The 25,480-nt window shown below is 60.2% G+C and carries 17 protein-coding genes and 3 pseudogenes; 11 read left to right on the top strand and 9 right to left on the bottom strand.

Going from position 1 to position 25,480, the window contains the following annotated elements; genetic code table 11:
• Window positions 1-53 precede the first annotated feature (53 nt).
• Window positions 54-647, top strand: a complete 594-nt coding sequence (gene nudK / locus PSH57_RS28960; RefSeq protein WP_305387028.1) for a GDP-mannose pyrophosphatase NudK — start codon at window positions 54-56, stop codon at window positions 645-647.
• A gap of 68 nt (window positions 648-715) precedes the next feature.
• Here the strand turns inward: nudK and PSH57_RS28955 are convergent.
• Window positions 716-2,930, bottom strand: a pseudogene (locus PSH57_RS28955) (LTA synthase family protein).
• A 334-nt stretch (window positions 2,931-3,264) separates the two neighbouring features.
• Here PSH57_RS28955 and PSH57_RS28950 point away from each other — a divergent pair.
• Both PSH57_RS28950 and PSH57_RS28945 read left to right on the top strand, forming a co-directional pair.
• On the top strand, window positions 3,265-4,167 hold the full coding sequence (locus PSH57_RS28950) for a LysR family transcriptional regulator (RefSeq protein ID WP_305387025.1): 903 nt from the start codon (window positions 3,265-3,267) through the stop codon (window positions 4,165-4,167).
• Window positions 4,168-4,292: 125 nt separating this feature from the next.
• Window positions 4,293-4,919 (top strand): glutathione S-transferase family protein, encoded by a 627-nt coding sequence (locus PSH57_RS28945; RefSeq protein WP_305387023.1) that lies wholly within the window; start codon window positions 4,293-4,295, stop codon window positions 4,917-4,919.
• Window positions 4,920-4,977: 58 nt separating this feature from the next.
• On the opposite strand, the gene PSH57_RS28940 is transcribed toward PSH57_RS28945, so the two are convergent.
• From PSH57_RS28940 to PSH57_RS28915, 6 genes and pseudogenes are all read right to left on the bottom strand, one after another.
• Complete coding sequence (locus tag PSH57_RS28940; RefSeq protein ID WP_305387021.1) at window positions 4,978-6,072, bottom strand: glycosyltransferase; 1,095 nt, start codon at window positions 6,070-6,072, stop codon at window positions 4,978-4,980.
• Window positions 6,069-7,334 (bottom strand): ABC transporter ATP-binding protein, encoded by a 1,266-nt coding sequence (locus PSH57_RS28935; RefSeq protein ID WP_305387020.1) that lies wholly within the window; start codon window positions 7,332-7,334, stop codon window positions 6,069-6,071. The genes PSH57_RS28940 and PSH57_RS28935 overlap by 4 nt, the downstream gene beginning before the upstream one ends.
• Window positions 7,334-8,131 (bottom strand): ABC transporter permease, encoded by a 798-nt coding sequence (locus PSH57_RS28930; protein ID WP_305387019.1) that lies wholly within the window; start codon window positions 8,129-8,131, stop codon window positions 7,334-7,336. Before PSH57_RS28930 ends, PSH57_RS28935 begins: the two co-directional genes overlap by 1 nt.
• Window positions 8,131-9,574: pseudogene (locus PSH57_RS28925) on the bottom strand (mannose-1-phosphate guanylyltransferase/mannose-6-phosphate isomerase). Before PSH57_RS28925 ends, PSH57_RS28930 begins: the two are co-directional and overlap by 1 nt.
• A 3-nt stretch (window positions 9,575-9,577) precedes the next feature.
• Window positions 9,578-10,546, bottom strand: a complete 969-nt coding sequence (gmd, locus tag PSH57_RS28920) for a GDP-mannose 4,6-dehydratase (protein ID WP_305387016.1) — start codon at window positions 10,544-10,546, stop codon at window positions 9,578-9,580.
• A complete protein-coding gene (locus tag PSH57_RS28915) occupies window positions 10,543-11,457 on the bottom strand; it encodes a GDP-mannose 4,6-dehydratase (RefSeq protein WP_305387014.1) in 915 nt (304 codons plus the stop codon). The genes gmd and PSH57_RS28915 overlap by 4 nt, the downstream gene beginning before the upstream one ends.
• Before the next feature lie 425 nt (window positions 11,458-11,882).
• On the opposite strand from PSH57_RS28915, the gene PSH57_RS28910 reads away from it, so the two are divergent.
• From PSH57_RS28910 to PSH57_RS28880, 7 genes are all read left to right on the top strand, one after another.
• Window positions 11,883-13,475, top strand: coding sequence for a glycosyltransferase (locus tag PSH57_RS28910; RefSeq protein WP_305387012.1), 1,593 nt, complete (start codon window positions 11,883-11,885; stop codon window positions 13,473-13,475).
• Window positions 13,469-14,761, top strand: a complete 1,293-nt coding sequence (locus PSH57_RS28905; protein WP_305387011.1) for a glycosyltransferase — start codon at window positions 13,469-13,471, stop codon at window positions 14,759-14,761. Before PSH57_RS28910 ends, PSH57_RS28905 begins: the two co-directional genes overlap by 7 nt.
• Window positions 14,758-15,633, top strand: coding sequence for a class I SAM-dependent methyltransferase (locus PSH57_RS28900; RefSeq protein ID WP_305387010.1), 876 nt, complete (start codon window positions 14,758-14,760; stop codon window positions 15,631-15,633). Before PSH57_RS28905 ends, PSH57_RS28900 begins: the two co-directional genes overlap by 4 nt.
• A complete protein-coding gene (locus PSH57_RS28895) occupies window positions 15,630-16,784 on the top strand; it encodes an acyltransferase family protein (RefSeq protein ID WP_305387009.1) in 1,155 nt (384 codons plus the stop codon). Before PSH57_RS28900 ends, PSH57_RS28895 begins: the two co-directional genes overlap by 4 nt.
• Window positions 16,778-17,593 carry a class I SAM-dependent methyltransferase gene (locus PSH57_RS28890; RefSeq protein WP_305387008.1) on the top strand — a complete coding sequence of 272 codons (816 nt, stop codon included), beginning with the start codon at window positions 16,778-16,780 and terminating at the stop codon, window positions 17,591-17,593. The genes PSH57_RS28895 and PSH57_RS28890 overlap by 7 nt, the downstream gene beginning before the upstream one ends.
• 80 nt (window positions 17,594-17,673) lie before the next feature.
• The gene (locus tag PSH57_RS28885) at window positions 17,674-18,867 is read left to right on the top strand and encodes a DUF3142 domain-containing protein (RefSeq protein WP_305387007.1); all 1,194 of its coding nucleotides are present in this window, start codon (window positions 17,674-17,676) and stop codon (window positions 18,865-18,867) included.
• Window positions 18,854-21,004 (top strand): hypothetical protein, encoded by a 2,151-nt coding sequence (locus PSH57_RS28880; protein WP_305416255.1) that lies wholly within the window; start codon window positions 18,854-18,856, stop codon window positions 21,002-21,004. Before PSH57_RS28885 ends, PSH57_RS28880 begins: the two co-directional genes overlap by 14 nt.
• A gap of 70 nt (window positions 21,005-21,074) precedes the next feature.
• Here PSH57_RS28880 and lpdA read toward each other — a convergent pair.
• Window positions 21,075-22,477 (bottom strand): annotated as a pseudogene (gene lpdA, locus PSH57_RS28875) (dihydrolipoyl dehydrogenase).
• A 318-nt stretch (window positions 22,478-22,795) separates the two neighbouring features.
• On the opposite strand from lpdA, the gene cfaB reads away from it, so the two are divergent.
• Window positions 22,796-23,983, top strand: coding sequence for a C17 cyclopropane fatty acid synthase CfaB (gene cfaB / locus PSH57_RS28870; RefSeq protein WP_305387004.1), 1,188 nt, complete (start codon window positions 22,796-22,798; stop codon window positions 23,981-23,983).
• Between the two features lie 15 nt (window positions 23,984-23,998).
• On the opposite strand, the gene cls is transcribed toward cfaB, so the two are convergent.
• On the bottom strand, window positions 23,999-25,438 hold the full coding sequence (cls, locus tag PSH57_RS28865; RefSeq protein ID WP_305416253.1) for a cardiolipin synthase: 1,440 nt from the start codon (window positions 25,436-25,438) through the stop codon (window positions 23,999-24,001).
• Between the last annotated feature and the right edge of the window lie 42 nt (window positions 25,439-25,480).

The raw sequence follows: 25,480 nt of genomic DNA, 5'->3' as shown, positions 1-25,480 counted from the left end.
TCGGCCTTTACGGCCGCTCTGCCGCTTTCAGACACTGAATATGGAACGGCTGAATGACACAGGCAAACACCAAAGATCGCGTGCGCATCAAGAAAGTCGAAGTGCTCTCGGACAACTGGTACGTGCTGCGCAAAACCACCTACGACTACCTCGGCCGCGATGGCCAGTGGCGCGAGCTGGCCCGCGAGACCTACGATCGGGGCAACGGCGCGACCATCCTGCTGTACAGCAAGGCCAAGCAAACCGTGGTGCTGACCCGGCAGTTCCGCTTCCCGGCCTTCGTCAATGGTCACGAAGGTCTGTTGATCGAAACCTGTGCCGGTCTGCTGGATAACGACGACCCGCACACCTGCATCCGCAAGGAAACCCAAGAGGAAACCGGCTATATCGTCCAGGATGTACGCAAGGTGTTCGAAGCATTCATGAGCCCGGGGTCGGTGACAGAGCGCGTGCATTTTTTCGTCGGCGAATACTTCGACGAAGATAAACAGCATGAGGGCGGCGGGCTGGAAGCCGAAGGCGAGGAAATCGAAGTGTTGGAGACGTCCCTCGACAAGGCGCTGGGCATGATCGAAACCGGCGATATCTGCGACGGCAAGACCATCATGCTGTTGCAGTATGCCAAGCTGCATCGGTTGCTGGATTAGTCCGCTTCATTGATTAATTCAGCCCAGGATGATGTAAGCCGCAGCGTTCATGGGCTGCGCGATTTCATTCAACTGGACTGGGCATCACTGTCTTCCTGGACGACGTTCAGGTAATCCGACGGCTCCGTCTGCTCCGGCAGTTCGGTCACGACGCTGAAGTCGCTGATTTCGATGGCGCCCACCCCGTGCCCCAGCAGATGGAAAGAGAAGGCCTTGCGGGGGTGCGGGTTATCGAAACGAATGTTCATCACCAGCGGCTGTTCGGGCGTCACCGCCACTTCTGTCGGCAGGTCCATCGCGACGTCCTGCTCGAACTCTTTGGCCTTGAGGGAAATGTAGGCTGCATTGTCCGGTCCTAGGGCGCGGATGGTCAGGCTGACTCGGGTCTGTGAGCCCTTGGGCATCTCCAGGTACTGGGCGCCGATCAGGTTGTCGGTCCAGTCGTTGGTGATCTGGGCCGGAAGCGGGATTTTATCGGCGCTGCCAAACTGATAATGCTGATTGAGCGGTGTACGGAGCAGGGTGCGGTCCAGGGCCGTGGCCCGCGCGCTGATCAACCTGGCACGCTGACCGCTGTATTGTCCGCCGTAAGTGGCGCGTTCCGTGATGAAACCTTCACTGGTGTAGTAGCGGCAACGCTGCAGGAAATCGCACTCGGTGAAAGTGCTCTTGCCGTCGTGGTAGCGCAGCTTGCCGTTGGTGAACGACATGATTTCCCGACCCGTTGCGTAGTTCCTGAACAACGAGCGACCGGACAATGACTTGGGGACTTTGAAACCGAAGTAATCGAGGACCGAGGCGCTCAGGTCCACATGACCGTAGACTCCCGACTTGACCTGGGGCAATGGCTCCGGCGCCAATGTCAGGTTGAAACCCCAGGATGACGCCAGGCGCACATCGTCGACGCCATGGGATTCGTCCGAGGTGATGATCACCAGGGTGTCTTCCAGCACGCCTTGGCGTTCCAGCCCCGACATGAAGCCGTCCAGCGCGTCATCCAGGTAACCTACGGCCGCCTGCTTGGTGGTGTCGTAACGTTGCAGGTAGTCATCCGGCGCTGAGTAGGGCTGGTGCGTGCCCACCGTCAGCAGCGTAAGCATCCAGGGCTTCTTTGCCTGTTGCAGTTGCCCGACGTAATCCAGCGCGCCTTCGAAGAATGTCTTGTCATCCTTGCCCCAGGGGAACTCCAGATAGGCCGGCTTGGTGAACCAGTCCATGCCCAGGGTGGTGTCGAAGCCGATGTGCGGCATGATCCGGTCCTTGGCCATGAACCGCAGGCCAGCACCTTGCAGGAAATGCGTAGAGAACCCGTTCCGGCGCAACTGGGCCGGCAGGCAGGCCTGGTTGCGCCGGGTCAGGTTCAACATCTCGACGCCTTTGGGCGTGCCGTCGTCGAATTTGTCGGTAGTCGCCACACAGCATCGAATACAGGCCGCGAATGGTCTGATGATTGTGCAGGACGTAATCGGGTGTATTCATACCGCGCTTGGCCCAGGCACTGAGGTGCGGCATCAGGTCTTCCTGATAGCTGCTTTTCAGGGCCTGGCGGTTGACGCCCACGTAGGCGCCGGGAACGCCTTCCAGGGTGATGATCAGGACGTTGCGTGCCCGGCCCGGGGCAGGCAGGATTTTTTGACCTTCAAGATCGAGCCGGGTAAGACCCTCCATCGGCGGGGTTTGAACCACTGCATCATCTTCAAGCCATTGCTGGGTGCGATCCTGCCCGGCGGCAACGGCCGCCGTGACGAGTTGGTGTGGAAGGTTGAACAGGTTCCATTGGTCTGCCTCACTGGGCCGCCAGGATTGCACCACACTGTGGCTCAGCAAAAGCACTACCGGCAGCGCCCAGGCGTGGCGTGGCAAGCGCGGCGCCAGATACAGCCGGCGGGGCCATTGGACACCCAGCCAGACCATCAGCGTGGCCAGTTGCACCCCTGCCAGCCAGGGATGGGCGAAGCCGCCACTGGTGGAGTTTTCGACGAATTGCGGGTCGGTCAGGTAATGCAGGTCCGATGGGGTGGGCATGCGCCCGACTGCGCTGACCAGTTCGATGCTGGCCAGCGTCAGCATGCTCCAGACCAGCAAAATGGGTAATGCCACCCACCAGGGACGACGGTAAAGCAGCACGATCAGTAACCCGCCCATGCCCAGGTCAGACAGATAGCCCAGCGGATCTGACCATCCCAGCGAGAGGCGCAGGCCCATGGGGATGAGCAATACACATCCGGCCAGGGCGATGAGGGGCGCGAGGGGATGAGTGAAGCTGCGGTAAAAAACATTCACAAAAAGGGGCCTTCCGATGGACGCCAGTCCGGCACGCAACCTGTGGGAGCGGGCTTGCTCGCGAAAGCGGTGTGTCGGTCAGCATCACCGCTGGCTGACACACCGCTTTCGCGAGCAAGCCCGCTCCCACAAGACCTACGTCATAGATCGAGTCATTAAGTTGTCATGAAAGTATGCTCGATGGTACCAAGCATAGTCGCAATTGACCGGACCGATGTGCCGATGCCCGATCGCGTTGCGCTGTGGTTTGCTGGCGCGGCCCCCTACAATGGCGGTGCGGCGCTGATTTGAGGTGCGTAGCCAACTTGTATCAGGATTTCTCATCGGGGCATAAATGGACAGGTTTCAGGAAATGCAGGTTTTTGTCGCCGTTGCCCAGGACTCTGGTTTCTCGGCGGCGGCGCGACGCCTGGGCCTGTCGGCGGCCAGCGTCACGCGCGCCGTGGCGGCGTTGGAGCAACGTATCGGTACGCCCTTGCTGGTGCGCACCACCCGCAACGTATACCTGAGCGAAGCTGGCCAGCGCTTTCTCGAGGACTGCCGCCGAATTCTGGCTGACTTGCAGGAAGCCGAGGATTCAGCGGTCGGCAGTCACACCCAGCCCCGCGGGCAATTGACGATTACCGCCCCGGTGTTGTTCGGCCAGTTATTTGTCACGCCGGTGCTGGTCGATTACCTGCAGCAATTCCCCGAGGTGGGCATCAACGCCTTATTGCTGGACCGTATCGTCAGCATGGTCGAGGAGGGCATAGACATTGCGGTACGCATTGGCGAGTTGCCTGACAGCAACCAGCACGCCGTGCGTGTTGGTGAAGTGCGACGGGTGGTTTGCGGTTCTCCTGATCTCTTCGCTCGCCATGGCCGACCCGCACACCCGCAGGATCTGGAGCACATGCCGGTGGTCGCCTCATCGGCCACCGGTCAGATCAGAAACTGGACGTTCATCGACGCAGGGCAACCGCTCTCTGTGCGGCCCGCGCCGAGACTGGTGGTCACGGCCAACCAGGCCGCAATCACGGCGGCCTGTCAGGGGTTGGGGTTGACTCGGGTCTTGTCTTACCAGGTGGCGGGTAACGTTGCCAACGGGGAACTGGAGATCGTTCTGGCTGACTTCGAACTGCCACCCCTGCCGATCCATGTGGTGTATCAGGGCGGGCGCAAAGCGCCGGCGCGAGTACGCAGTTTTGTTGACTTTACCGTCCGTGCGTTGCGTGAACATCCGGCCTTGAAAGGCTGAGACATTGTTTCGCTGTTTGAAACAATGGATTGCATATTCGGGTGATTCTCTAGTCTTCAGTCGAAGCGGAAGATGACCCCATCGACGCCGTTGTGCTGATGGCGTCACTTGCAGCGGAGTCGACCATGAATCCCATCAAGCTTTATCACTTCCCGCTTTCCGGCCACGCGCATCGCGTTCAATTGATGCTTTCCTTGCTCGGGTTACCCGTCGAGGTGGTTTTTGTCGACCTGGCCAAAGGCGAACACAAACAGGCAGATTTCCTGGCCATTAACGCCTTTGGACAAGTGCCGGTCATTGACGATGACGGTATGGTGCTGGCTGATTCCAACGCCATCCTGGTGTACCTGGCGCAGACATATGGCAAGGGCCAATGGCTGCCAACGGACCCGGTCGGCGCCGCCCGGGTGCAGCGCTGGTTGTCGGTGGCGGCTGGGCCGCTCCATGCGGGGCCGGCCTCGGCGCGATTGATTACGGTGTTCGGCGCACCTTACAACGCAGAGGAGGTGATCGCCCGTTCCCACAGCCTGCTCAAAGTCATTGACCAACACTTGAGCAGCAGCACGTATCTGGCAGGTGACACTGCGACGATTGCCGATGTTGCCGGCTACAGCTACATCGCCCATGCCCCGGAGGGCAATGTGTCACTGGAGGACTACCCCCACGTACGTGCATGGTTGGGGCGGATCGAGGCCTTGCCTGGGTTTGTCGGCATGCCGCGTACGGCTGCCGGGTTGCAGCAACCCGCTTGAAAATGCACTGAGCCACCTTGGGGCGAGGGGATTTATCGCTCGCCCTCATGGGCTGGCGTTACGCGTAGGAAAGCGCCTTTTGCTCCAGCATCTCCTCGTACAGTTGCAGCCATTTGCGGCCCATCTCCTCAGAGGTGAACAACTGCCGGTAACGCTCTTCGGCCCGGATGCCCATTTCCCTGGCCTGTACCGGGTTGTCCCACAGGGTACGCATCGCTTCGCGGAAAGCTTCGGGGTTGCTGGGCGGCACCACCAGGCCTGTTTCATTGTGGATATTGATGTAGCTGGTGCCGGTGCCGATCTCGCTGGAGATCATCGGTTTACCGTACATCGCGCCTTCGAGCAGGGAGATGCCAAAAGCTTCAGAGCGCAGTTTGCTGTCGATGGCGCTGGTGGCGTCCACCAAATCCAGTTCGCTGCCCAAGTGGAAATAGTCGAACCAGCGCTCACTCACCTGCTGTTTGCCAACGCGCCGCTCCATTTCCAGGCGGACTTGGTCACGGATGGTGCTGGAGATCGCGATGTAACCGTCAGCGGTGCGGGCAATCCAGTCGAACCAATGATTGAACACCTTCACCAGCCCGGCGTCGCAGAACTGCGGATGGGTCAGGGGAATCAGGTCGTAGATCACCGATACGATCCCGACGCCATCTTGCTTGAGCTGTTCGGCCAGAGGAAAGAAATCGGCGTGCCAGGAAGAGTCCAGCAGCACCAGTTGATCGCCGGCCTGGTGTTGAAGGGGCACGCAACGCGCTGGGACATGCTGGCGTTTGAGCAAGCGATCGAGCACCCGGATCGGAATGCTCAGAAAGCCCAGGGCAAACAGCCGGCAGCCAACGTACAACACGCGGCGTGCCCATCGCGATTGGCTGAAGGGGCGTCGCCGTTCAAGCGTCCGATGCCTGAGCCAGAACAGATTGGCGAACTGCTCCAGCCGTACCCGCAGGCTGACCAGATCCAATCCCCGGGAGGGCAGCGGGGCGAGGCTCTTCACTTCATACAACTTGCCTTGCAGCATGACGACGGGGATGCATTCATGCGCTGCGTCTCTGGCCGGCAGTTCGCGGATAACATTGCGCACCACGCGCTGAATCCCGGAATTGGCTCTGGGATGTTCATACACGTAGGTGCACTCCATCAGCAGGCGAGTCATGGCAGTTCCTTTTGCGTCAGTTCTTCGGTCGTGGGTATTGCCGAGCGCTGGATGCTGGTATGGGCCTGAAGCCACGAACAGCCGACGAAATCTTCCTGACGATTGTTGATGACGTGGAACACCAGCCCGTAGTCGCGCCATTCGAAATTGCGGTCCAGGTGCGAATCCAGCCGGGACAGGCTCAGCGCGACGGAGTAATTGCCCTTGCCCAGGCGCATGTCAAAGCTGAAACGAAAGGTGACGTGCTCGCCGGCCTTGAGGTCGGTCACGGCTTTATCCTGGCGATGGGTGTTGATGCCGTACATGGGCTGGCCGAGGCGGTCCTTGATCAGGAAACCCAGCACCAGCCGCTCGATGTCCTGGCGGATTTCGACCCGCACCTGCAACACCATCGGTTGGCCGATTTCGGCCACTTCCACCGACTGGCCCTGACTGTTCAACAGCTGTACATCCACAATGCCGGCCTCGCCGGTGCCGGAGATGGTGCGTACCTGGCCGTTGGCGAGCATCTCCTGGCGGACGATCTGGCCCTCGCGTTGGGCCAGCATCGCGTTGTAATAATCCATCACCTCTTCCGGCTTGCCGCGCATGGCCATGCGCCCGTGCTCCAGCAGGATGGCGGTGTCGCAGATCGACTGAATCGCCGAGCGGTCGTGGGACACGATCAGCAGCGTCGTACCGGCCTTGCGAAAACTGCGGATGCGCTCAAAGCTTTTGTGCTGGAAATACGCATCGCCCACTGACAGGGCTTCATCGACGATCAGGATATCCGGGCGGCGGGCCGTGGCGACGCTGAAGGCCAGGCGCATTTGCATGCCACTGGAATAGGTGCGTACCGGCTGGTCGATGGCCTCGCCGATTTCGGCAAAGCCTTCGATCTCAGGCATCAATGATTCGATTTCCTCCACTTGCATGCCCAGCAACTGCCCGGCCATGAAGGCGTTCTGGCGGCCCGTGAAATCCGGGTGGAACCCCATGCCCAGCTCCAGCAACGCAGCGACGCGGCCGCGCAGTTGAATGTGGCCACAGGTGGGTTGGGTGGTGCCGGTGATCATCTTGAGCAACGTGCTTTTGCCTGCGCCGTTGACCCCGACGATGCCGACAGCTTCCCCGGGCTGGATCTCGAAATCGACGCCCTGCAGGATCCAGTGCAATTGATGACGTGGGCGGGAAAAGGGAATCAGCCACTCGAACAACCGGCTCCAGCGGTTCGGATACTGCTTGTAGGCCTTGCCCAGGCCACTGACGCGTAAATGCCCCATCAGAGTTCATCCACCATTTCACCGCCGCGCCGTCGAAACATTCGCAAACCGGCGACGCACATCAGTAGGCCGATGACCAAAAGCGGTGTCAGCGAACTCCAGACCGGCCACTGGTTGTAGAGAAACAGGTTCTGGTAACTCTGCATCAGCGCTGTCATGGGGTTGAGGGCCAGCAGTTGCTGGATCGACGGCGGAAGGATGGTCATCGGGTAAACAATGGGCGTTAGCCAGAACCAGAATTGCAGGCAAATACCGAACAGTTGCCCGACATCGCGAAAGAATACGTTGAGAATCCCCAACAACATGCCCAACCCGGCGGCGAACATCACTTGCAGGGCCAGCAACGGCACCAGCGCCAGCAACGTCATCCCTGGCCAGCGGCCGGTGATCAACAGGAAACCGAGAAATAGACCGAGGATGATCGCGAAGTTGATCCCGGCGTTGAACAGCACAATCACCGGCAGGCAGATCCTGGGAAAGCTGATCTTCTTCAGCAGATTGGCGTTTTCCAGAAACATGCCCTGACTGCGGGTCGTGATCTCGGCGAAGAACCCCCACGTCAGCAGCCCGGCGCAAAGGTAGACGCTGTAGGCCATGCCATCGTCCACCCCCGGAAGGCGGGCGCGCATGATGTGGGAAAAAATCACGGTGTAGACAAGGATCATCGACAGTGGATTGAGCACGGTCCACAACGCGCCGAACAACGAGTTGCGATAGCGCGCCTGGAACTCGCGCTTGACGCTGCCGAGGACAAAACCGCGGTAGCTCCACAGCGCACGGTGCAAGGTCAGCAACATCAGACGGCCCTGCCGTAGTGATCCTCGAAGCGCACGATGTCATCTTCTCCCAGGTATTCACCGCTCTGGACTTCGATGATCACCAGGTCGATGACGCCGGGATTTTCCAGGCGATGCTTGTGGCCGGCGGGGATGAACGTTGACTCGTTCTTGGCAACCAGGTGCGAGCCCGAGCCGTTGTTGGTCACCTTGGCCATGCCTTCGACCACCACCCAGTGTTCGTTGCGATGATGGTGCATTTGCAGCGACAGCGACGCGCCGGGTTTGACCACGATGCGCTTGATTTTAAAGCGCGGGCCTTCTTCCAGCACGGTGTAGCTGCCCCAGGGGCGGCTGACCGTGCGGTGCAGGCGATAGGTTTCGTGCTCCTTGTCCTTGAGCTGTCGAGCCACGCGGCGAACATCCTGGGCACGGTCGGCGTGGGCCACCAGCACCGCGTCGGCGGTGTCGATGATGATCAGATTTTCCACACCCACGCGCGGCCACCAACCGTCCCTCACTCTGGACATAGTTGTTCTGGCTGTCGATGAGCAACGCCTCACCGCTGACGCGGTTGTTCTGTGCATCGGCGGGTACCAGGTCGGCGACGGCACTCCAGGAGCCGATGTCGCTCCAGTCGAATGTGGCGGGGATCACCACGACGTTGTTGGAGCGCTCCATCAAGGCATAGTCGATAGAGATATCCGGCATTTCGGCAAAATGCACCGCGGACAGTTCCTGTTGCACGCAACCTGAGGTTTCTACTGCGGTGCTCACTGTCACGCAGGCGCGAGCCTGTTCCAGCAACTGCGGTGCGTGGATTTGAAGTTCGGCCAGCAGGGTTTTGACCGAGAAGCAGAACATGCCCGAATTCCACAGGAAGCGGCCGCTTTCCAGATAGTGTGTTGCGGTTTGCAAGTCGGGTTTCTCGACGAAGCGTACGACCCTGGCAGCGCCTTTGGTATCCAGGGGCTTGCCTCGTTCGATATAGCCAAAGCCGATTTCCGGTGTCGTGGGCAGCACGCCGAATGTCACCAGGTGACCGTTTTTGGCCAGTTGTGTTGCATGCTCCACTGAAGCCTTGAAGGCGGTCTCATCCCGGATCAGGTGGTCGGCGGGCATTACCACCATGATCGTGTCGTCACCGTGCAGGGCTTGCACCGCGAGGGTGGCTGCGGCAATGGCCGGCGCGGTGTTGCGACCTGCAGGCTCGAGCACGAAGTGAGCGCGGTGGCGTTCTACGTGGGCGCTTTGATAGTGGTCGCGGCTTTGGAAGTAGTATTCGCGATTGGTCACGGTGACGATGTCGCCCCGACCGTCGAACAGCCCTGCGGCGCGCTGATAGGTCTTGCCCAGCAGCGACTGGCCGTCGGGCAGGGTCATGAAGGGTTTTGGATGGCCCTCGCGGGACACCGGCCACAACCTCGTCCCGGCACCGCCGGAGAGAATCACGGGAATGAGCATGACCTACTCCTTGGCGATGCGTTTCATGTCCGCATCCACCATCATGCGGATCAGGGTGTCGAGGTCAGTCCTGGGCTTCCAGCCCAGTACGCGTTGCGCCTTTGCCGGGTTGCCGAGCAACACGTCCACCTCCGCCGGGCGGAAAAACGCCGGATCGATCTTCACGAAATCACGGTAGTCCAGGCCCACATGTTCGAAGGCGATCCTGCACATCTCACGCACGGTGGTGGTCACGCCTGTGGCAACCACATAGTCGTCGGGCTTGTCCTGTTGCAACATCAGCCACATGGCTTCGACGTAATCGCCGGCAAATCCCCAGTCACGCTTGGCGTCGATATTGCCCAGGCGCAGTTCCTGCTGCTTGCCTTGCTTGATGCGCGCAGCGGCATCGGTGACCTTGCGCGTCACGAACTCGATACCGCGCAGGGGTGATTCGTGATTGAACAGGATCCCACTGCTGGCATGCAGCCCGAAGCTTTCGCGGTAGTTGACGGTGATCCAGTGGCCGTACAGTTTCGCCACGCCATAGGGGCTGCGTGGGTAAAACGGCGTGTGCTCATCCTGCTGCTCGGCCTGGATAAGGCCGAACATTTCGCTGGTGGACGCCTGGTAGAAACGGGTTTCAGGGCTGAACTGGCGAATGCCTTCGAGCAGGTGAGTCACGCCGAGGCCATCGACGATTGCGGTGGTCACCGGCTGGTCCCAGGACGCGGCGACGAAACTCTGCGCGGCCAGGTTGTACACCTCGTCCGGGGCTGACTTGATCACTGCCCGCTGTACCGAGCAGGCGTCGGCCATATCACCGTCCAGGTAGACGATGTCGTTCTCGATCCCTGTCTCTCGCAGTCGCCAGCGCGAATCGCTGCTTCGCCGGGCCACCAGGCCGTGGACTTTATAACCCTTGTCGAGCAGTAACTTGGCCAGATACGCGCCGTCCTGGCCGGTGATCCCTGTGATCAATGCACTTTTCATTCTTGTTGTACCCGTATCTCCCAGTCGGACAGGATCGCCCGCAAGGATTGTTGTGTTGTTGTTTCAGGTGTCCATCCGGTGGCCTGGCGTAGCTTGGCAGGGCTACCGCAGACGCGACGCTGTTCTGCGCGGCGAAGACGCGCAGGGTCCTGGATCAGTTGCACATCGACCTGGGCGATATCGCCCAATTGTTCGATCAGGCTGCGAATACTCTGCTCGTGACCCGAGCAGATGTTGTAGGTCTGCCCCGGTACGCCGCTATCCAGCAGTGCCAGGTAGGCCGAAATCACATCGTCCACGTCAAGAAAGTCGCGGGTGACATCAATATCGCCCACTTGCAACTGAGCCGATTGCAGACCCCGTTTGATGCGGCTGATCTGCCGGGCAGCGCTGGCGATGACGAAGCTGTCCTTCTGACCGGTGCCGATGTGGTTGAAAGGCCGGGCCACCAGCACCGGCCAGCCTTCGCTCATGCCCCATTGCAGGCTCAGCAGTTCGGCCGACAGCTTGCTCACGGCATAGGGGTTGCGCGGGGCGGGGGGGTGTAGCTCGGTAATGGGGAGCTGGTTCTCATTGACCTGGCCATAAACGTCACCGGAGCTGACATACAGAAATGTTCCGGTGAACCCTCGTGCCTTGAGAGCCTGGAGAAGATTCAAAGTGCCGAGCAGGTTGATTTGCAGGGTGCGCGCCGGATCGCGAAAGGCTTCGGGAACGAATGTCTGCCCTGCCAGGTGGATCACGGCATCGGGGATCTCGGGCCAGAGACCTTCCAGGGATCTACCGTCTGTCAGGTCATAACGGCTGGGGACGGACATCACCTGCCAGGTGCAATCGGGGGCATCCAGGCGAGACTTGATGTGGCGTCCTACGAAACCGCCGAGGCCTGTGACGAACAGACGTTTTTTCAAGCACCAGCCCTCTTGATGCAAACTTCGTCTGGTGCGGATCTGAGTAGGATATTTCCGTAAGTTCGGAGAAACCTATTCGAAAGTAAGCCCAGATGAAATTTTTGTTGTAGTTGTTTGGTTGCCAATCTGTGCCAATTTCGAAGCAATTTCAACCAAGCAAACCGTGACCGGTCAGTTCTCATATTTATAGCCGGTTTATTCTCATTCGCCTGTTCACGAACCCTTGGCTGATGTGGTTAGAATGCCCCTTGTCACGATCCCTGCGATGTCGATTTCAAGTCGAACCGCGGGGCAAGGGCCACTAAAAACAAGAACGAGACGGGTACGCAGACAATCGACGAGCAACGGCCTCCTGGCCGGGGCGGTTCGTGAGTCGACCGTCATGAGGTGGAGTCGCCGGGATGGCAGCTCCATGATGGGATGCCATGAATTTCATTCTTTACTCGGACGTAAACGACCACTCCATCAGCCAGAGCCTCGGCCGCCCTGAGTACAGTTATTACTTCGTGCTCAAGGCTTATCGCCCCGTGTTGGAAAGCCTGGGGCGGGTGCATGTGGTGTCGTCGGTCGCCGAGGTCGATCCGCTTTATCAAACGTTGCAGCAGGCGGGGCAGGACTGCCTGTTTCTCTCGTTTTCACCGCCCCACAAGACGCCCGTCGATCTGCTATGCCCAATGGTCTGCGTGGTGGCCTGGGAGTTCGACTCGATCCCGGCCGAGCACTGGGATGACGACCTGCGGCATGACTGGAGCCGTACGCTGGCGCGCCATGGTCGGGTGATTACCCTGTCCAGCCACACGGCCAAGGCGATCCGTCGTACGTTGGGCGAGGATTTCCCGGTGCTGGTCTTGCCCACGCCACTGTGGGAACGCTTCGCCGCGGTTCGTGAGCAATCTCCCATTACGCCGGTCAACCCGGGCACGGTCTTACAGATCAAGGGCTGCATTATCGACAGCCGCCCCCTTGGGCTGTCGGCAGATGGCTTGATTGCACCACTGATCGAAGAGGCACCGGTGCAAGCGCTCGTCGAACCACCGGCCCTGACGTGGCGGCGCCGCGTTTTCATCTCCCGACATTACCTGCGCGAAGTGCTGCGCGCCGTAACCGGCAAGGCTGATCAAGGGTTGTTGTGGCTGATCAAGCACAATCTGTTGTGCTGGTATCGCGAAGCGGTTCGCGACCTGGTGCCAGTGCCGGTGCGCGTTTCGGTAAGCCGGGTTGTAAGAGGGCCGGCGGCGGTGCCAGATGTTGTCGAACCGATCCCAGAACCGGCGCCATCGGAACATCCCCAGGCGGCTCTACCGGACACCCGTCTGATGGTGGAAACCGAAGTCAGCGGGGTGGTGTATGTCAGCGTGTTCAACCCCGATGACGGTCGCAAGAACTGGCATCACTTGATCACGGCATTTTGCTGGGCGCTGCGGGACGTCGAGGACGCCACGCTGGTGCTGAAAATGACCCAGAACGACCTGTCGACCTACTACGTCGAGTTGCTCACGCTGCTGTCCCAGCTATCGCCGTTCAGCTGTCGGGTCGTGGTGATGCATGGCTATCTGGAGGACGAACAATTCGCTCGCTTGTACGGCGCGGCGAGTTTTTACGTCAATGCTTCACGCTGCGAAGGCTTGTGCCTGCCGCTGATGGAGTTCATGTCTTGCGCGCGCCCGGCCATCGCGCCGGACCACACGGCAATGGGCGACTACATCGATACCGAGGTGGCTTTTATCGTCAAGTCCAGCCATGAACCCACCATCTGGCCGGAAGATTCGCGCATTTTGTACCGTACCCTGCGCCATCGGCCCGACTGGGGGTCTTTGAAACTTGCTTACCAGCAGAGCTATGCCATGGCTCGGCATCAGCCCCAGGCCTATCAGGCCATGGCCGTCGCGGCGAGCGAGCGCATGCGCCGCTATTGCGGTTTCGCCCCGGTGCAGCAGCGCCTGGTGGATTTCCTGGCCCCGCAAGGTTGTACCGAAAACGCACCGCTGCTGCCTCAGGTGGGTGCCGCCTCATGCTGATCATTGTTTATTCGGAAACCAACCAGAGCAACATTCTTGAGAACCTCGGCAAACCCGAATACAGCTATTACTTTGTGCTCAAGGAGTTTCGTCCCGTACTGGAGCGGCTGGGGCAAGTCATTGAAGTGACCCGGCCGGAAGAAGAAGTCGATCGGTTGTATGCAGATTGCCTGGAGCGCGGTGAGGATTGTGTCTTCCTGTCCTTTTCACCGCCCCATCGCACCGCCGCCGACTATGCCTGCCCGACCGTTCCGGTCTTCGCCTGGGAGTTCAGCACCATCCCGACCGAAAGCTGGCAGGGTGAACCACGGCACGATTGGCGGGTGGTCCTTGGCGCAACCGGTATGGCGATTACCCATTCCAGCTTCACTGTCAAAGCTGTGCGGGAAGTCATGGCTGCCGATTTTCCTATCGTCGCCATTGCCGCTCCGGTCTGGGATCGATTTGCCGCTCGCGGCGCGATGCTGGCCCAGCGACCCACGGTCGATCACATGCGCCTGCAATTGCGCGGGCTGTTGATCGACAGCCGCACCGTCGACCTGCGGCCCTACGGCCCGTCAGAGCACCAGGGCGGGACGGCGCTGGTTTTTGACGCTCCGGCCGAGGATTGCGAGCTGCTTCTGGACGGGGTGGTGTATACGTCGGTCTTCAATCCTTACGACGGACGCAAGAACTGGAAGGACATGATCAGCGCATTTTGCGCGACGTTCCGCGACGTTCCTGACGCAACGCTGGTGCTCAAGCTGACCCACCACGACGTCACTGCCGCACTCAAGGACATGCTGCACCATGTCTACAAGAACCAGTCATACCGCTGCCGCATCGTGCTGATCCACGGTTACCTGGCGGACGCGGATTACGAGCGGTTGGTGGAGGCCACTCGCTACGTGGTCAACTGCTCCTACGGCGAGGGGCAGTGCTTGCCGCTGATGGAGTTCATGTCCTGTGGCCGGCCGGCAATTGCACCCATGAATACGGCGATGGCCGATTACATCGACCACGAAAATGCCTTTGTCGTCGATTGCACCGAGGAGCTGACTGCCTGGCCCCACGACCCCCGTGCAGCGTTTCGTACCCTGCGCTATGTCACCGATTGGGACTCGCTGTGCTCGGCCTATCGCGCCAGTTATGACGTGGCCAAAAACGACTCGGAGCGTTATCGCTGCATGTCGGCCCATGCGGTGCGCAGCCTGGAAACGTTCTGCAGCCAGGCCAACGCCGAGCAGCATCTGCGGGCGTTTTTTGAACAGGTTTTCGAGCGTCGCCGGAACGCGCAGCAGTCATGATCGGGCGGTTGCTGGCGTGGCTCAGGCCACCCGTCGAACCCGCCGCGCCGCCATCGACTGGCGCCGTGTCGCCCCGTGACGTGGGCCTCTACGATGCACTGCTTGACGGCTGGTTTCTCAACGACAGCGGCGAGCTGCTCAAAGGCTTTGCTATCACGGCCCAGGACACCTTGCTGGACGTTGGTTGCGGGGAGGGCGTGGCGACCTTGTTTGCAATGCGCCAAGGCGCTTCGGTGATTTTTACCGACAGCGAATACGACAAGGTGCGCAGCCTGGCTCGGCAGGTCGAGGCCCAGACCCGCGCACCGTTTCTGGGCCTGGTCAGCAATAGCCTGCCGCTGCCTCTGGCCGATGGTTGCGCCAACAAAATCGTGTGCATGGAAGTGCTCGAGCATGTCGACCAACCGGAGCCGTTCATGGCCGAACTGGTGCGCATGGGCCGGCCAGGGGCGCAGTACCTGCTCAGCGTGCCGGCCCCGGTGGGCGAGCATTTGCAGCAAGGCATCGCGCCGCCGGGTTACTTCCAGTCTCCCAACCATGTGCAGATTTTCAGTGCCGAACGCTTCGCTGCATTGGTGGAGGACGCCGGACTGGTCATCGAACACCGTCAGGCCAGCGGCTTTTTCTGGGTCATGGGCATGATTTTTTTCTGGGCCAGCGAACGGGCGGCCGGCCGCAACCTTGAGGGTGCGGTGCGCGACCGGATCCAGGCGCCTTACCCGCCGCTGATGGAGCGCTGGGCGAGCGTCTGGCAGGACTTGCTGACGCGACCCGATGGCCCGGCGATCAAGCAGGTCCTCGATCAATTCATGCCCAAGAGCCAGGTCATCATTGCCCGCAAACCTGATCCTGCCACCCGGAGCTCAAGATGAGCAGCCAGCGAATCATGGACATCGAGTTGCTGCGCGCCGTTGCGGTGATGGGTGTGTTGTTCCATCACGTACAAGGCATGCCGTTTCCTGGCGGATGGCCGCGTCTGGAAGCGACCACCGCGTTTTTTCAACTGGGATGGGGCGTCGATCTATTTTTTGCTATCTCAGGTTTCGTGATTGGTCGCACGCTGATTGCGCAACTGCGTCGTTGTGAAAACCGCCAGCAGTCTTGGACTTGCACTCGCGACTTCTGGATTCGCCGGGCGTTTCGTCTGTTGCCGTCGGCTTGGTTGTGGCTGCTGCTGACCTTGTCGGCCGTGGTGTTTTTCAACCACTCCGGGGCATTCGGCAGTTTGCAGGCTAACCTTCAGGCGACCCTGGCCGGGTTTCTGCAATTTGCTAATTTTCGATTTGCCGACGCGATTTTCAATTATGAGTACGGCGCCAGTTTCGTTTACTGGACGCTCTCACTGGAGGAGCAGTTTTACCTGCTCCTACCGTTGCTGGTAATGGCTGCACGCAAGCGCCTCGTCTGGATTCTGTTGGTGTTGGTAGCGGTGCAGTTTTTCACGTGGCGCTCCTTTCTGCTCTCCGCCATTAGAACCGATGCGTTGGCCTTGGGTGTGCTCCTGTCTATCTGGAGTGCGCAATCGAGCTATTGGGGGTTTGAGCCTCGTTTCTTTCGTCGGTCCGGCCTTGGCATCTTGCTGATTCTTTTGCTTGGCGGCGTTATGGCCTGGCTATGGACCGATCGTTTTACCTGGTCGTTCTACCGTATCGGCGTAGTCGCTCTATTGAGTGCCGTGCTGGTGTGGGTCGCTTCCTATGACCGGGACTACCTGCTGCCCCGCAGCCCGTTGAAAACCGCGCTGACCTGGGTTGGCAGCCGATCCTATGGGATCTATCTGATCCACGTCCCGGTGTTTTTCCTGCTGCGCGAACTGTGGTTTCGTTTCGCCCCGTTGGGATCACCGGACGTGGCGAGCGATCCCTGGCTGGCCCTTGCCTGTGCCTTGACGCTGATCGGGCTGTTGAGCGAACTCAACTACCGGATGGTCGAAATGCCCATGCGCGATCGCGGTACTCAGCTGGTTGAACGCCTGCGTGCCGCCCGTCCCGTCCTTCCCGTCTCTGGAGCCCCTTCATGCTGAGCCTTTTGAAGAAACTCACCACGGGCACGCCCGCGCCCGCACCGCCAGCGGCCGATAAGGTCGACCCCTATATGCTCGGGCTGCACGATGCGATGCTCAGCGGCTGGTTCAATCAGCAAACCGGAGAGCTGTTCAGCGGTTTCCCGGTTGCACCTGAAGACACGTTGCTGGACGTTGGCTGTGGCGACGGTGGCAACGTGCATTTTTGTGGCATGCGCGGGGCGAAGATCATCATCGCCGACATCGACGCGGCCAAGGTCGAGGCCACCCGCCAGCGCTTGAGCGACACTCCGGCGCGCGACGTCGAATGCCATGTGACCGACTGCAACCCGCTGCCCATTGCCGATGCGACGGTCACCCGCGTGGTGTCCACGGAAGTCATTGAGCATGTCGACGACCCGGCACAGTTTCTCGCTGAGCTGGTACGGGTCGGCCGGCCCGGCGCGCTGTACCTGTTGAGCGTGCCGCACCCCAGCTCCGAAGACCTGCAAAAAGACATCGCCGCGCCGGAGTATTTCCAGAAGCCCAATCACATTCGCATCATCAGTGAAGAGCAGTTCAAGGCGATGGTCAGCGAGGCCGGGCTGGAGGTGTTGAGCCACAGCCAGTACGGTTTCTACTGGTCGATGTGGATGCTGTTGTTCTGGGAGGCGAAAGTCGATTTCAGCAACGCCGACCACCCGTTGCTCAACCATTGGGCAGACACTTGGCAAGCGGTGCTCAATTCGCCCCGCGGCGCGCAGATCAAGCAGGCGCTGGATGCGGTAGTGGCCAAGAGTCAGGTGATTATTGCGCGTAAGCCTGAATGACAGGGGTACTGAGGATGAATTCATTTGTGGCTGGCGCGGGAGGGGTTAATCTGCCTGCCTTTTTTGGGGGCTGAAATTCCATGGTTTTTCTTTTCCGGCTATCGCTGACCTTTGCCGCATTGCTTTTAAGCGGCTGCGAACAGTCCCCGGCCTCGGTTCTCGATCAACAGCTCTATGTCTGGCAGCGCCAGTGGACGCCGGCCCACGCGCCGGCGCTGCGGCAAAGCCATAAGGATTTTTCCAGCCTGCGCATTCTTGCCTTACAGGCTTTTCCGCAGGCCGGCTGGAGCCGCGCACGGATCGATCCGCAACTGCTCAAGACTGACGGTCGACCGCTGATCGCAGTGATACGCCTGGACGGTCAGCTCAAACTTCTGGATCAGGACGATGTGATTGCGCAGATCCAGCAACTGCTGAGCGACTGGCAAGCCCAGGGCCTGGCCCCGGTGGGGGTAGAGATCGACCACGACGCCGGCAATGCACGGTTGCCTGCCTACGGCGCATTTTTGACCCGATTACGGCAAACCCTGCCCGCTACGCTGGGGCTGAGCATCACGGCGCTACCGGCCTGGCTCGACAGCCCTGCGCTGCCTGGGCTGCTGCAGACGGTGGACAGCAGTGTGTTGCAGGTCCACGCGGTAAGTGATCCCCGGCAGGGGCTGTTTGACCCGAAACAGGCTTTGCGCTGGGCCGAACGCTGGAATGGTGTTACCACCCGACCGTTCTATCTGGCCCTGCCAGCCTACGGCGTGGCGCTGTTGACTCAGGACAGCGGCGTGCCGGTGGTGGAAAGCGAAGTGCCGATCGATCAAGGCGGCGAGCGTCGTGAGCTGCTGGCCGATCCGCAGCAAGTGGCCGGGCTGGTCGCGGAACTGCGGGCCGAGCCGCCGATACACCTGGCCGGGTTGATCTGGTTTCGCCTGCCGCTGGCGGATGACCGACGCGCCTGGAGCTTGACCACCCTCGGCGCCGTTGCGCGGGGAGACCGCCTGGACAGTCACCTGGCCTTGCGTGTGCATGAACAGGGCGGGCTTTACGATATTGAGTTGGTTAACCAGGGCAATCTCGACAGCCCCTGGCCCCAGCGCCTGACCCTGGTCGTTGGCGCCTGCGAAGGTGCCGATGCGCTGGCAGGGTACACGTTGCAACAAACCTCCGGACTGCTTACCTTCACCCGCATTCAGGAAGGCCGCCTGACCGCTGGGGCCCAGCGTGCCATTGGCTGGGCGCGCTGTACGAAAATTGATCAAGGAGGTTCTAATGTTCACCCGTAAGTGGCCCAGTCGCCTGCTCTGCCTGAGCCTCAGCCTGCCGGTGGGCCAGGTGCTGGCCTGCGGGCCGGATTTCCCGATGCGCCTGTTGGATAACCGCAGCCAATCGCTTGCGGATTTGCCCGAAGGCAGCTTTCGCTTCGAGATCAGTCGCCTTGGCCACGCCATTGCCGGGCTCAAGCCGGCCACCGATGCGACGGGCAACCCGGATCATCGCTACGGTGATTTACCTGCCTACGTCGAACAACGCAACAAGGCCGAACGGCTCGGCCTGACCCCGCCGCAGCAAGCGGTAGTGGAGCGTGTGCGGGGGCTGACCGACGTCCAGCAGGTCACCACTGAAGCGGCGAATCTGCCTGCCGAACTGCGGTTGTATGCGATCGGCGCTGCGGCCTTCAACGTCGGCGAGCATCAGCGGGCCGTCGAAGCGTTTCAGCAACTGCTGGCATTGCCCGCTGACGAGCGCCGACTGCGTAGCACCTGGGCCGCGTATTCTCTGGGACGAGCATTGTTCGCCATGAGTAGCGAGGCGGGCAGCGGTGAACCGGCAGTATTGCTGGGCCAGGCTCAAGAGGCGTTCCGTCAGGCCCGTCAGATGAGCATCAGTGGCTTCAGCGATCCGTTGGAGTTGGGTGTTGCCAGCCTCGGCGAAGAAGCCCGGGTCGCCTATACCCGTGGCGATTGGAACAATGCCATTGAACTCTACGCCAGCCAGAACCTGCTGGGCTCCGAGGTTGGCTACAGTTCGTTGAAACAACTGGTTGGAGACCTGAGCGAGCAGCCGGACGAGCACTTGATGCGCTTGCTCAAAGGCAAGGCGGTGCAGCAACTGATCACCGCTTCGTTGCTAAGCCGTATCGGATGGTCATTCGGTGAACAACCGCCCGGCGAGAAACGGCTGGTCAAATTGCTGCAAGCCAGCACCCGTGACAGCCTCGAGAATGCCGACCGCCTGGCGGCGGTGAATTATCAACAAGGCGATTATGCCGCCGCCAAGGCCTTCCTTGGAAAAGCCGGGGATAGCGGGCTGGCCTGGTGGCTGCGTGCCAAACTGGCGGTGCGCGACGGTGACAAAGGCGCCGCGGCAGCGGCTTACGCCAAAGCCGCCCAGGCGTTTCCAAAGGACGAGTCGTGGGGCGAGCGACGCACGCCGGATTGGGACTACGAGTCGGTGCAACCCAAGTGTCGGGTCGAAGGCGAAAGTGCAATCCTGGCCTTGCAACGGGGCGATTACCTCCAAGCCTTCGATCAGCTCTACCGCAGCCAGAGCCTTTATTGGTATGACGCCGCCACGGTCGCTGAGCGGGTGCTGACAGTCGACGAACTCAAGCAATACGTCGACGCTCAAGTCCCGGCGGTGCCGCCGTTGAGCCAGCAGGATCGCGACAATTACCTGCAACTGCCGGTGGCCGCGAGCCTGCGCAATCTGCTGGGGCGCCGCTTGCTGCGAGAAGAACGCTACGACGAGGCGCCGGACTACTTCGACAACGTCGAACTACAGAACCAGGCTCGAGCCTATGGGCAGTTACGCCAGGAGGCGGAGTCCAGGTGGTGGCCCACCCGGCGGGCCGAGGCGTATTTCAATGCGTCCTGGATCGCACGTACCAAGGGTATGGAACTGCTCGGTTATGAGATGGCGCCGGACTACGCCACCTTTGGCGGTAACTATAGCCTTGAGCCCGCTGAACTGAAGGTTGGGCCGCTGATCACTGAAGGCGAGTGGCAACGCCAGCAGGCCAGTGCCGCGCAACCGGACGCGCGTTATCACTATCGTTTTGTCGCCACGGCATTGGCGAGCCAGGCGGCCGATAACCTGCCCCATACCAGCCATGCGTTTGCGGCGGTGCTGTGTACTGCGGTGGGGTACAACTCCAGCCTGGCGGAGCAACGCGCGTTGTATCAACGTTACGTGCAACACGGCCCTTACGTGGACTGGGCCTGGGATTTTGGCCACCACTGCCCTTATCCTGACTTTGGCAACGCGGACAAACGCTACGTTACCCAGGCGCTGGAGCCGATTCGTTCGGTGTTGCGGCCCTATAAGGTTTGGCTGCAAATAGCCGGTGGCCTGCTGGTGGTAGCGCTGGGGCTGGGACTGATCAGCCATCGCCAGCGCAAGGCCCGGATTCCGGCTCGCTAAGCGTTGTTTGTACATCCAGGCACGCTGGGAGCAAGCCTTGCTCCCAGCGTGTTGTGGATAAACTCACGCATTACATCTGCGTCGCCATCCCTTCGACATTCATCGCCGCCTGGCGCAAGGCTTCCGAGCGGGTAGGGTGTGGATGGCAGGTCAGGGCGATGTCCTGGGCCGAGGCACTGAACTCCATGGCGACGCAGTATTCCCCGATCATCTCGCTGACGCTTGGCCCCACCAGGTGTACGCCGAGGATTTCGTCGGTCCGTTCATCAGCCAGTACTTTGGCGAAACCTTCGGTCTCGTGGTTGATCTTCGCCCGGCTGTTGGCCGTGAACGGAAACTTCCCGACCTTGTAGGCACGGCCTTCAGCCTTGAGCTGTTCCTCGGTCTTGCCGACGCTGGCCAGTTCTGGACGGGTGTAGATAACGTTTGGGATCAGCTCATAGTTGACCTCGCCGGCCTTGCCGACGATCTGTTCAATGCAGACCATGGCCTCGTCTTCTGCCTTGTGGGCCAGCATCGGGCCGGATGTCACGTCGCCGATCACCCACACGCCGGGCGCTTCGGTGCGGTGGCCCTTATTGGCGAGCAGGCCGCGTTTGTCGGTGCTGAGGCCGACGTTCTCAAGCCCCAGCCCTTGGGTATACGGCCGACGGCCAATGGCGACCAGTACATAATCCGCGTCCAGGGTCTGCGTCTCGCCGCCCGCTGCAGGCTCAACCTGCAATTGCACACCGCTGGCCGAGGAAGTGGCGCCGGTGACTTTGGAACTCAGTTTGAACTGGATGCCTTGTTTGCCCAGGGCCCGTTGCAAGGTCTTGCCGGCCTCGCCATCCACACCAGGACAGACACGATCGAGGTATTCCACCACCGTAACCTGGGCGCCCAGGCGCCGCCAGACCGAACCCAATTCGAGGCCGATGACGCCCGCGCCGATCACCACCAGGTGACGCGGCACGTCACTTAGGGACAACGCACCGGTGGAGAGTCGAGGATGCGCTGGTTATCGATCTCCACACCCGGCAGGGGAGTGGGCTCGGAACCGGTGGCGATGACGATGTCCTTGGCGCTCAGTGTGGTCTTGCCACCGTCTTCACCGGTGACCGTCACTTTGCCGGGCCCGTCGATATGGCCCCAGCCCTTGATCCATTCGACCTTGTTCTTGCGAAACAGAAACTCGATACCCTTGGTCAGGCCCGCCACGCTCTCATCTTTCTGCCTCATCATTTGTGCAAGGTTGAGGGTGGGGCTGACGTCGATGCCCAGATTGGCGAATTGCGTTCCCATGGCCGCTTCATACAGCTCCGAAGCATGGAGCAACGCTTTGGAGGGCATGCAACCGACGTTCAGGCAGGTGCCGCCCAAGGTGGCTCGGCCCTCGACACAGGCGGCCTTCAAGCCTAACTGCCCAGCGCGAATCGCTGCGTTATACCCACCGGGGCCGCCGCCCAGGATGATTACATCGTAATTGCTCATTGCTCCACTCCCGCTCGGCTTGAGAAAATTATGAGCGTAATGTGTGCGTTTTCGAATACCTCGGTCAAGGGCCAGGGTTGAGATGGGTTGGTTGCTGAGTTTGGTTCCACGTGGAACAAATGGTTTTTTCAGGGTGCCGGTCTTTTGTTGGCTGGCCTTATTCAGGTCAAACACACCCCAGAGATTTAAATGCTGAAAATGACCCATAGAAGGAGGAGTGGGGTACCGCGATAGAAAAAGGCTATAAATTCGATAGCCGGCTATTTTTCTAGGATGGTCTAACCTCATTTCAGACGTCTGAAACAAGGGGGATACCTCATGCTCGCGCAACTTCCACCGGCCTTACAGAATCTGCATTTACCGCTTCGGCTGCGGCTCTGGGACGGCCATGAATTTACGTTGGGTGCCGATCCCAGCGTTACGATCGTGGTCAAGGACCCACAAATGGTCGCGCAATTCACCCACCCCAGCCTGAGTGCGCTGGGGGCGGCGTTTGTAGAGGGCAAGCTGGAACTCGAAGGTTCGATCAACGAAGTCATTCGCGTCTGCGATGAACTGAGTCAGGCACTGGTGGAGGACGATGGCGCGAATCAACCGGTGCGTTCAGTTCACGATAAGGAAACCGACGCCAAGGCAATTTCCTATCATTACGACCTCTCCAACGCGTTCTATCAGCTATGGCTCGACAGTGACATGGCTTATTCCTGTGCCTATTTCGAGACCGGCAGCGAAACCCTTGAGCAAGCCCAGCAAGCCAAGTTCCGCCACTTGTGTCGAAAGCTGCGTCTGCAGCCTGGTGATTATCTGCTGGATGTGGGTTGTGGATGGGGTGGTTTGGCCCGCTACGCGGCCCAGGAGTTCGGCGTCAGGGTCTTCGGCATTACTCTCAGCCAGGCGCAACTGACCCTCGCTCGGGAGCGGGTCAAGGCGCAGGGGCTGGAGGATCAAGTGGAGTTGCAGTTGCTCGACTACCGGGACCTGCCCCAGGACGGCCGCTTCGATAAGGTGATCAGCGTCGGCATGTTCGAGCACGTCGGCCACGCCAACCTTCAGCAGTACTGCAAAACACTATTCGGTGCGGTTCGCGAGGGTGGCTTGGTGATGAACCATGGCATCACCGCCAAGCACATTGACGGTCGCCCGGTCGGACGGGGCGCGGGTGAATTCATTGAGAAATATGTGTTCCCCAATGGCGAGCTGCCGCATCTGTCGATGATTTCTGCCCAGATCAGCGAAGCGGGGTTGGAGATTGTCGACGTGGAAAGCCTGCGTATGCATTACGCTCGCACGCTCGATCATTGGAGTGAGCGACTGGAAGATAACCTTGAGGCGGCCGCCAAAGAAGTGCCGGAGCAAGCGTTACGGATCTGGCGCCTTTATCTGGCCGGATGCGCCTACGCATTCGCCAAGGGCTGGATCAATTTGCACCAGATCCTGGCAGTGAAAACACATGCCGATGGCAGCCATGAGTTGCCTTGGACTCGCGATGACATCTACACCCCTTGACCAGATGTCAGCCGCTTAGAGTATCGGGGAAATAAGCCGGGCGATCCGCATGCCGATCTTCTGCAGGCGGTGGGTCTCCCGGCTTTCCTGTTTGTCGATTTCCAGCGCTTGGGCGAAGTCGTTCTCGAGCATCTGCTCGACCTCAGTGGCGAACAAGATATCCACGGTCAGTAACATCACCTCGAAATTGAGCCGGAACGAACGATTGTCCAGGTTGGCGCTGCCGATGGCGCTGGTTTCACGGTCAATTAGCACGACTTTCTGATGCAGAAAACCCGGCTCATAACGAAACACCCGTACCCCGGCCCGTACTGCTTCGAACGCGTACAGGCTCGACGCCGCGTAGACGACCTTATGGTCCGGTCGTGAAGGCAGCAAGATGCGCACGTCCACCTCACGCAATACCGCCAGACGCAACGCAGCGAATACCGCTTCGTCAGGGATGAAGTATGGCGTGGTGATCCAGACTCGCTCGCTGGCCGCATGGATCGCCTCGACAAAAAACAATGAGCAGGTTTCGTAGGCGTCGGCCGGGCCGCTGGCCAGCAACTGGCAAAGCACACCGTCGTCAGGGTACGTGTCCGGCAGGATAAGCGGTGGCAATGAACGGTCCGCCCAGAACCAGTCTTCGGCAAACGACTCTTGCATGCTCGCCACGACGGGCCCGCGTACTTCCACATGGGTATCGCGCCACGGCGCCAAGGGCGGCTTTTCACCCATGTATTCATCGCCCACGTTATGCCCGCCGACAAAGCCCAAGACGCCGTCCACCGCGACGATTTTGCGGTGGTTGCGAAAGTTGACCTGGAATCGGTTGAGCCAGCCGCTACGGGTGGCGAACGCTTTGACATGGACGCCGCCATCGCGCAGCGCCTGGACGTAGCGGTGGGGCAGGGAATGGCTGCCAATGCGGTCGTACAGGAGATACACCGCGACACCTTCGGCGGCTTTCTTCAAGAGCAGCGTTTTCAGACGTTGACCGAGGCGGTCGTCGTGGATGATGAAAAACTGAATCAGCACAGCTTGGCGGGCGTTATCAATGGCCTCGAAAATCGCCTCGAATGTGGCAAAGCCATTGATGAGCAATCGTACCTGGTTGTTCGCCAGGCACGGCGTGCGCCCCAGCTTGGGCATCGCCCGTAGCGAGGCGTAGGCCTGAGAGGCGCGGGCGGTGAGGGCTTCTTCTACCCATGGCCGCCAGTTCAGCTCGGAGACGGCTTTGCGCATTTCTTCGTTGGCTTGCCGGCGCGCCTTGATATAGCCGTCGAACGTACTACGGCCGAAAACCAGGTAGGGAATCAACGTCAGGTAGGGGATAAATACCAACGACAGGGCCCAGGCGATGGAACCCTGAGCGGTCCGTACCGTCAGCACCGCGTGAACGGCAGCGATGGAACCCAAAGTGTGAAGCAGTGCGATCAGGTAACCGAAAACATGCGGGCCGAAGTAATCCATGGGGCAGCCTTGCTCCTGAAGTTTCAATGCTTAACAGACCAT

The sequence above is a fragment of the Pseudomonas hefeiensis genome (genome assembly GCF_030687835.1).
Taxonomy (GTDB): Bacteria; Pseudomonadota; Gammaproteobacteria; order Pseudomonadales; family Pseudomonadaceae; genus Aquipseudomonas; species Aquipseudomonas hefeiensis.
The sequence above is the reverse complement of the archived record's forward strand: the minus strand, read 5'-3'. Positions and strand labels throughout refer to the sequence as shown.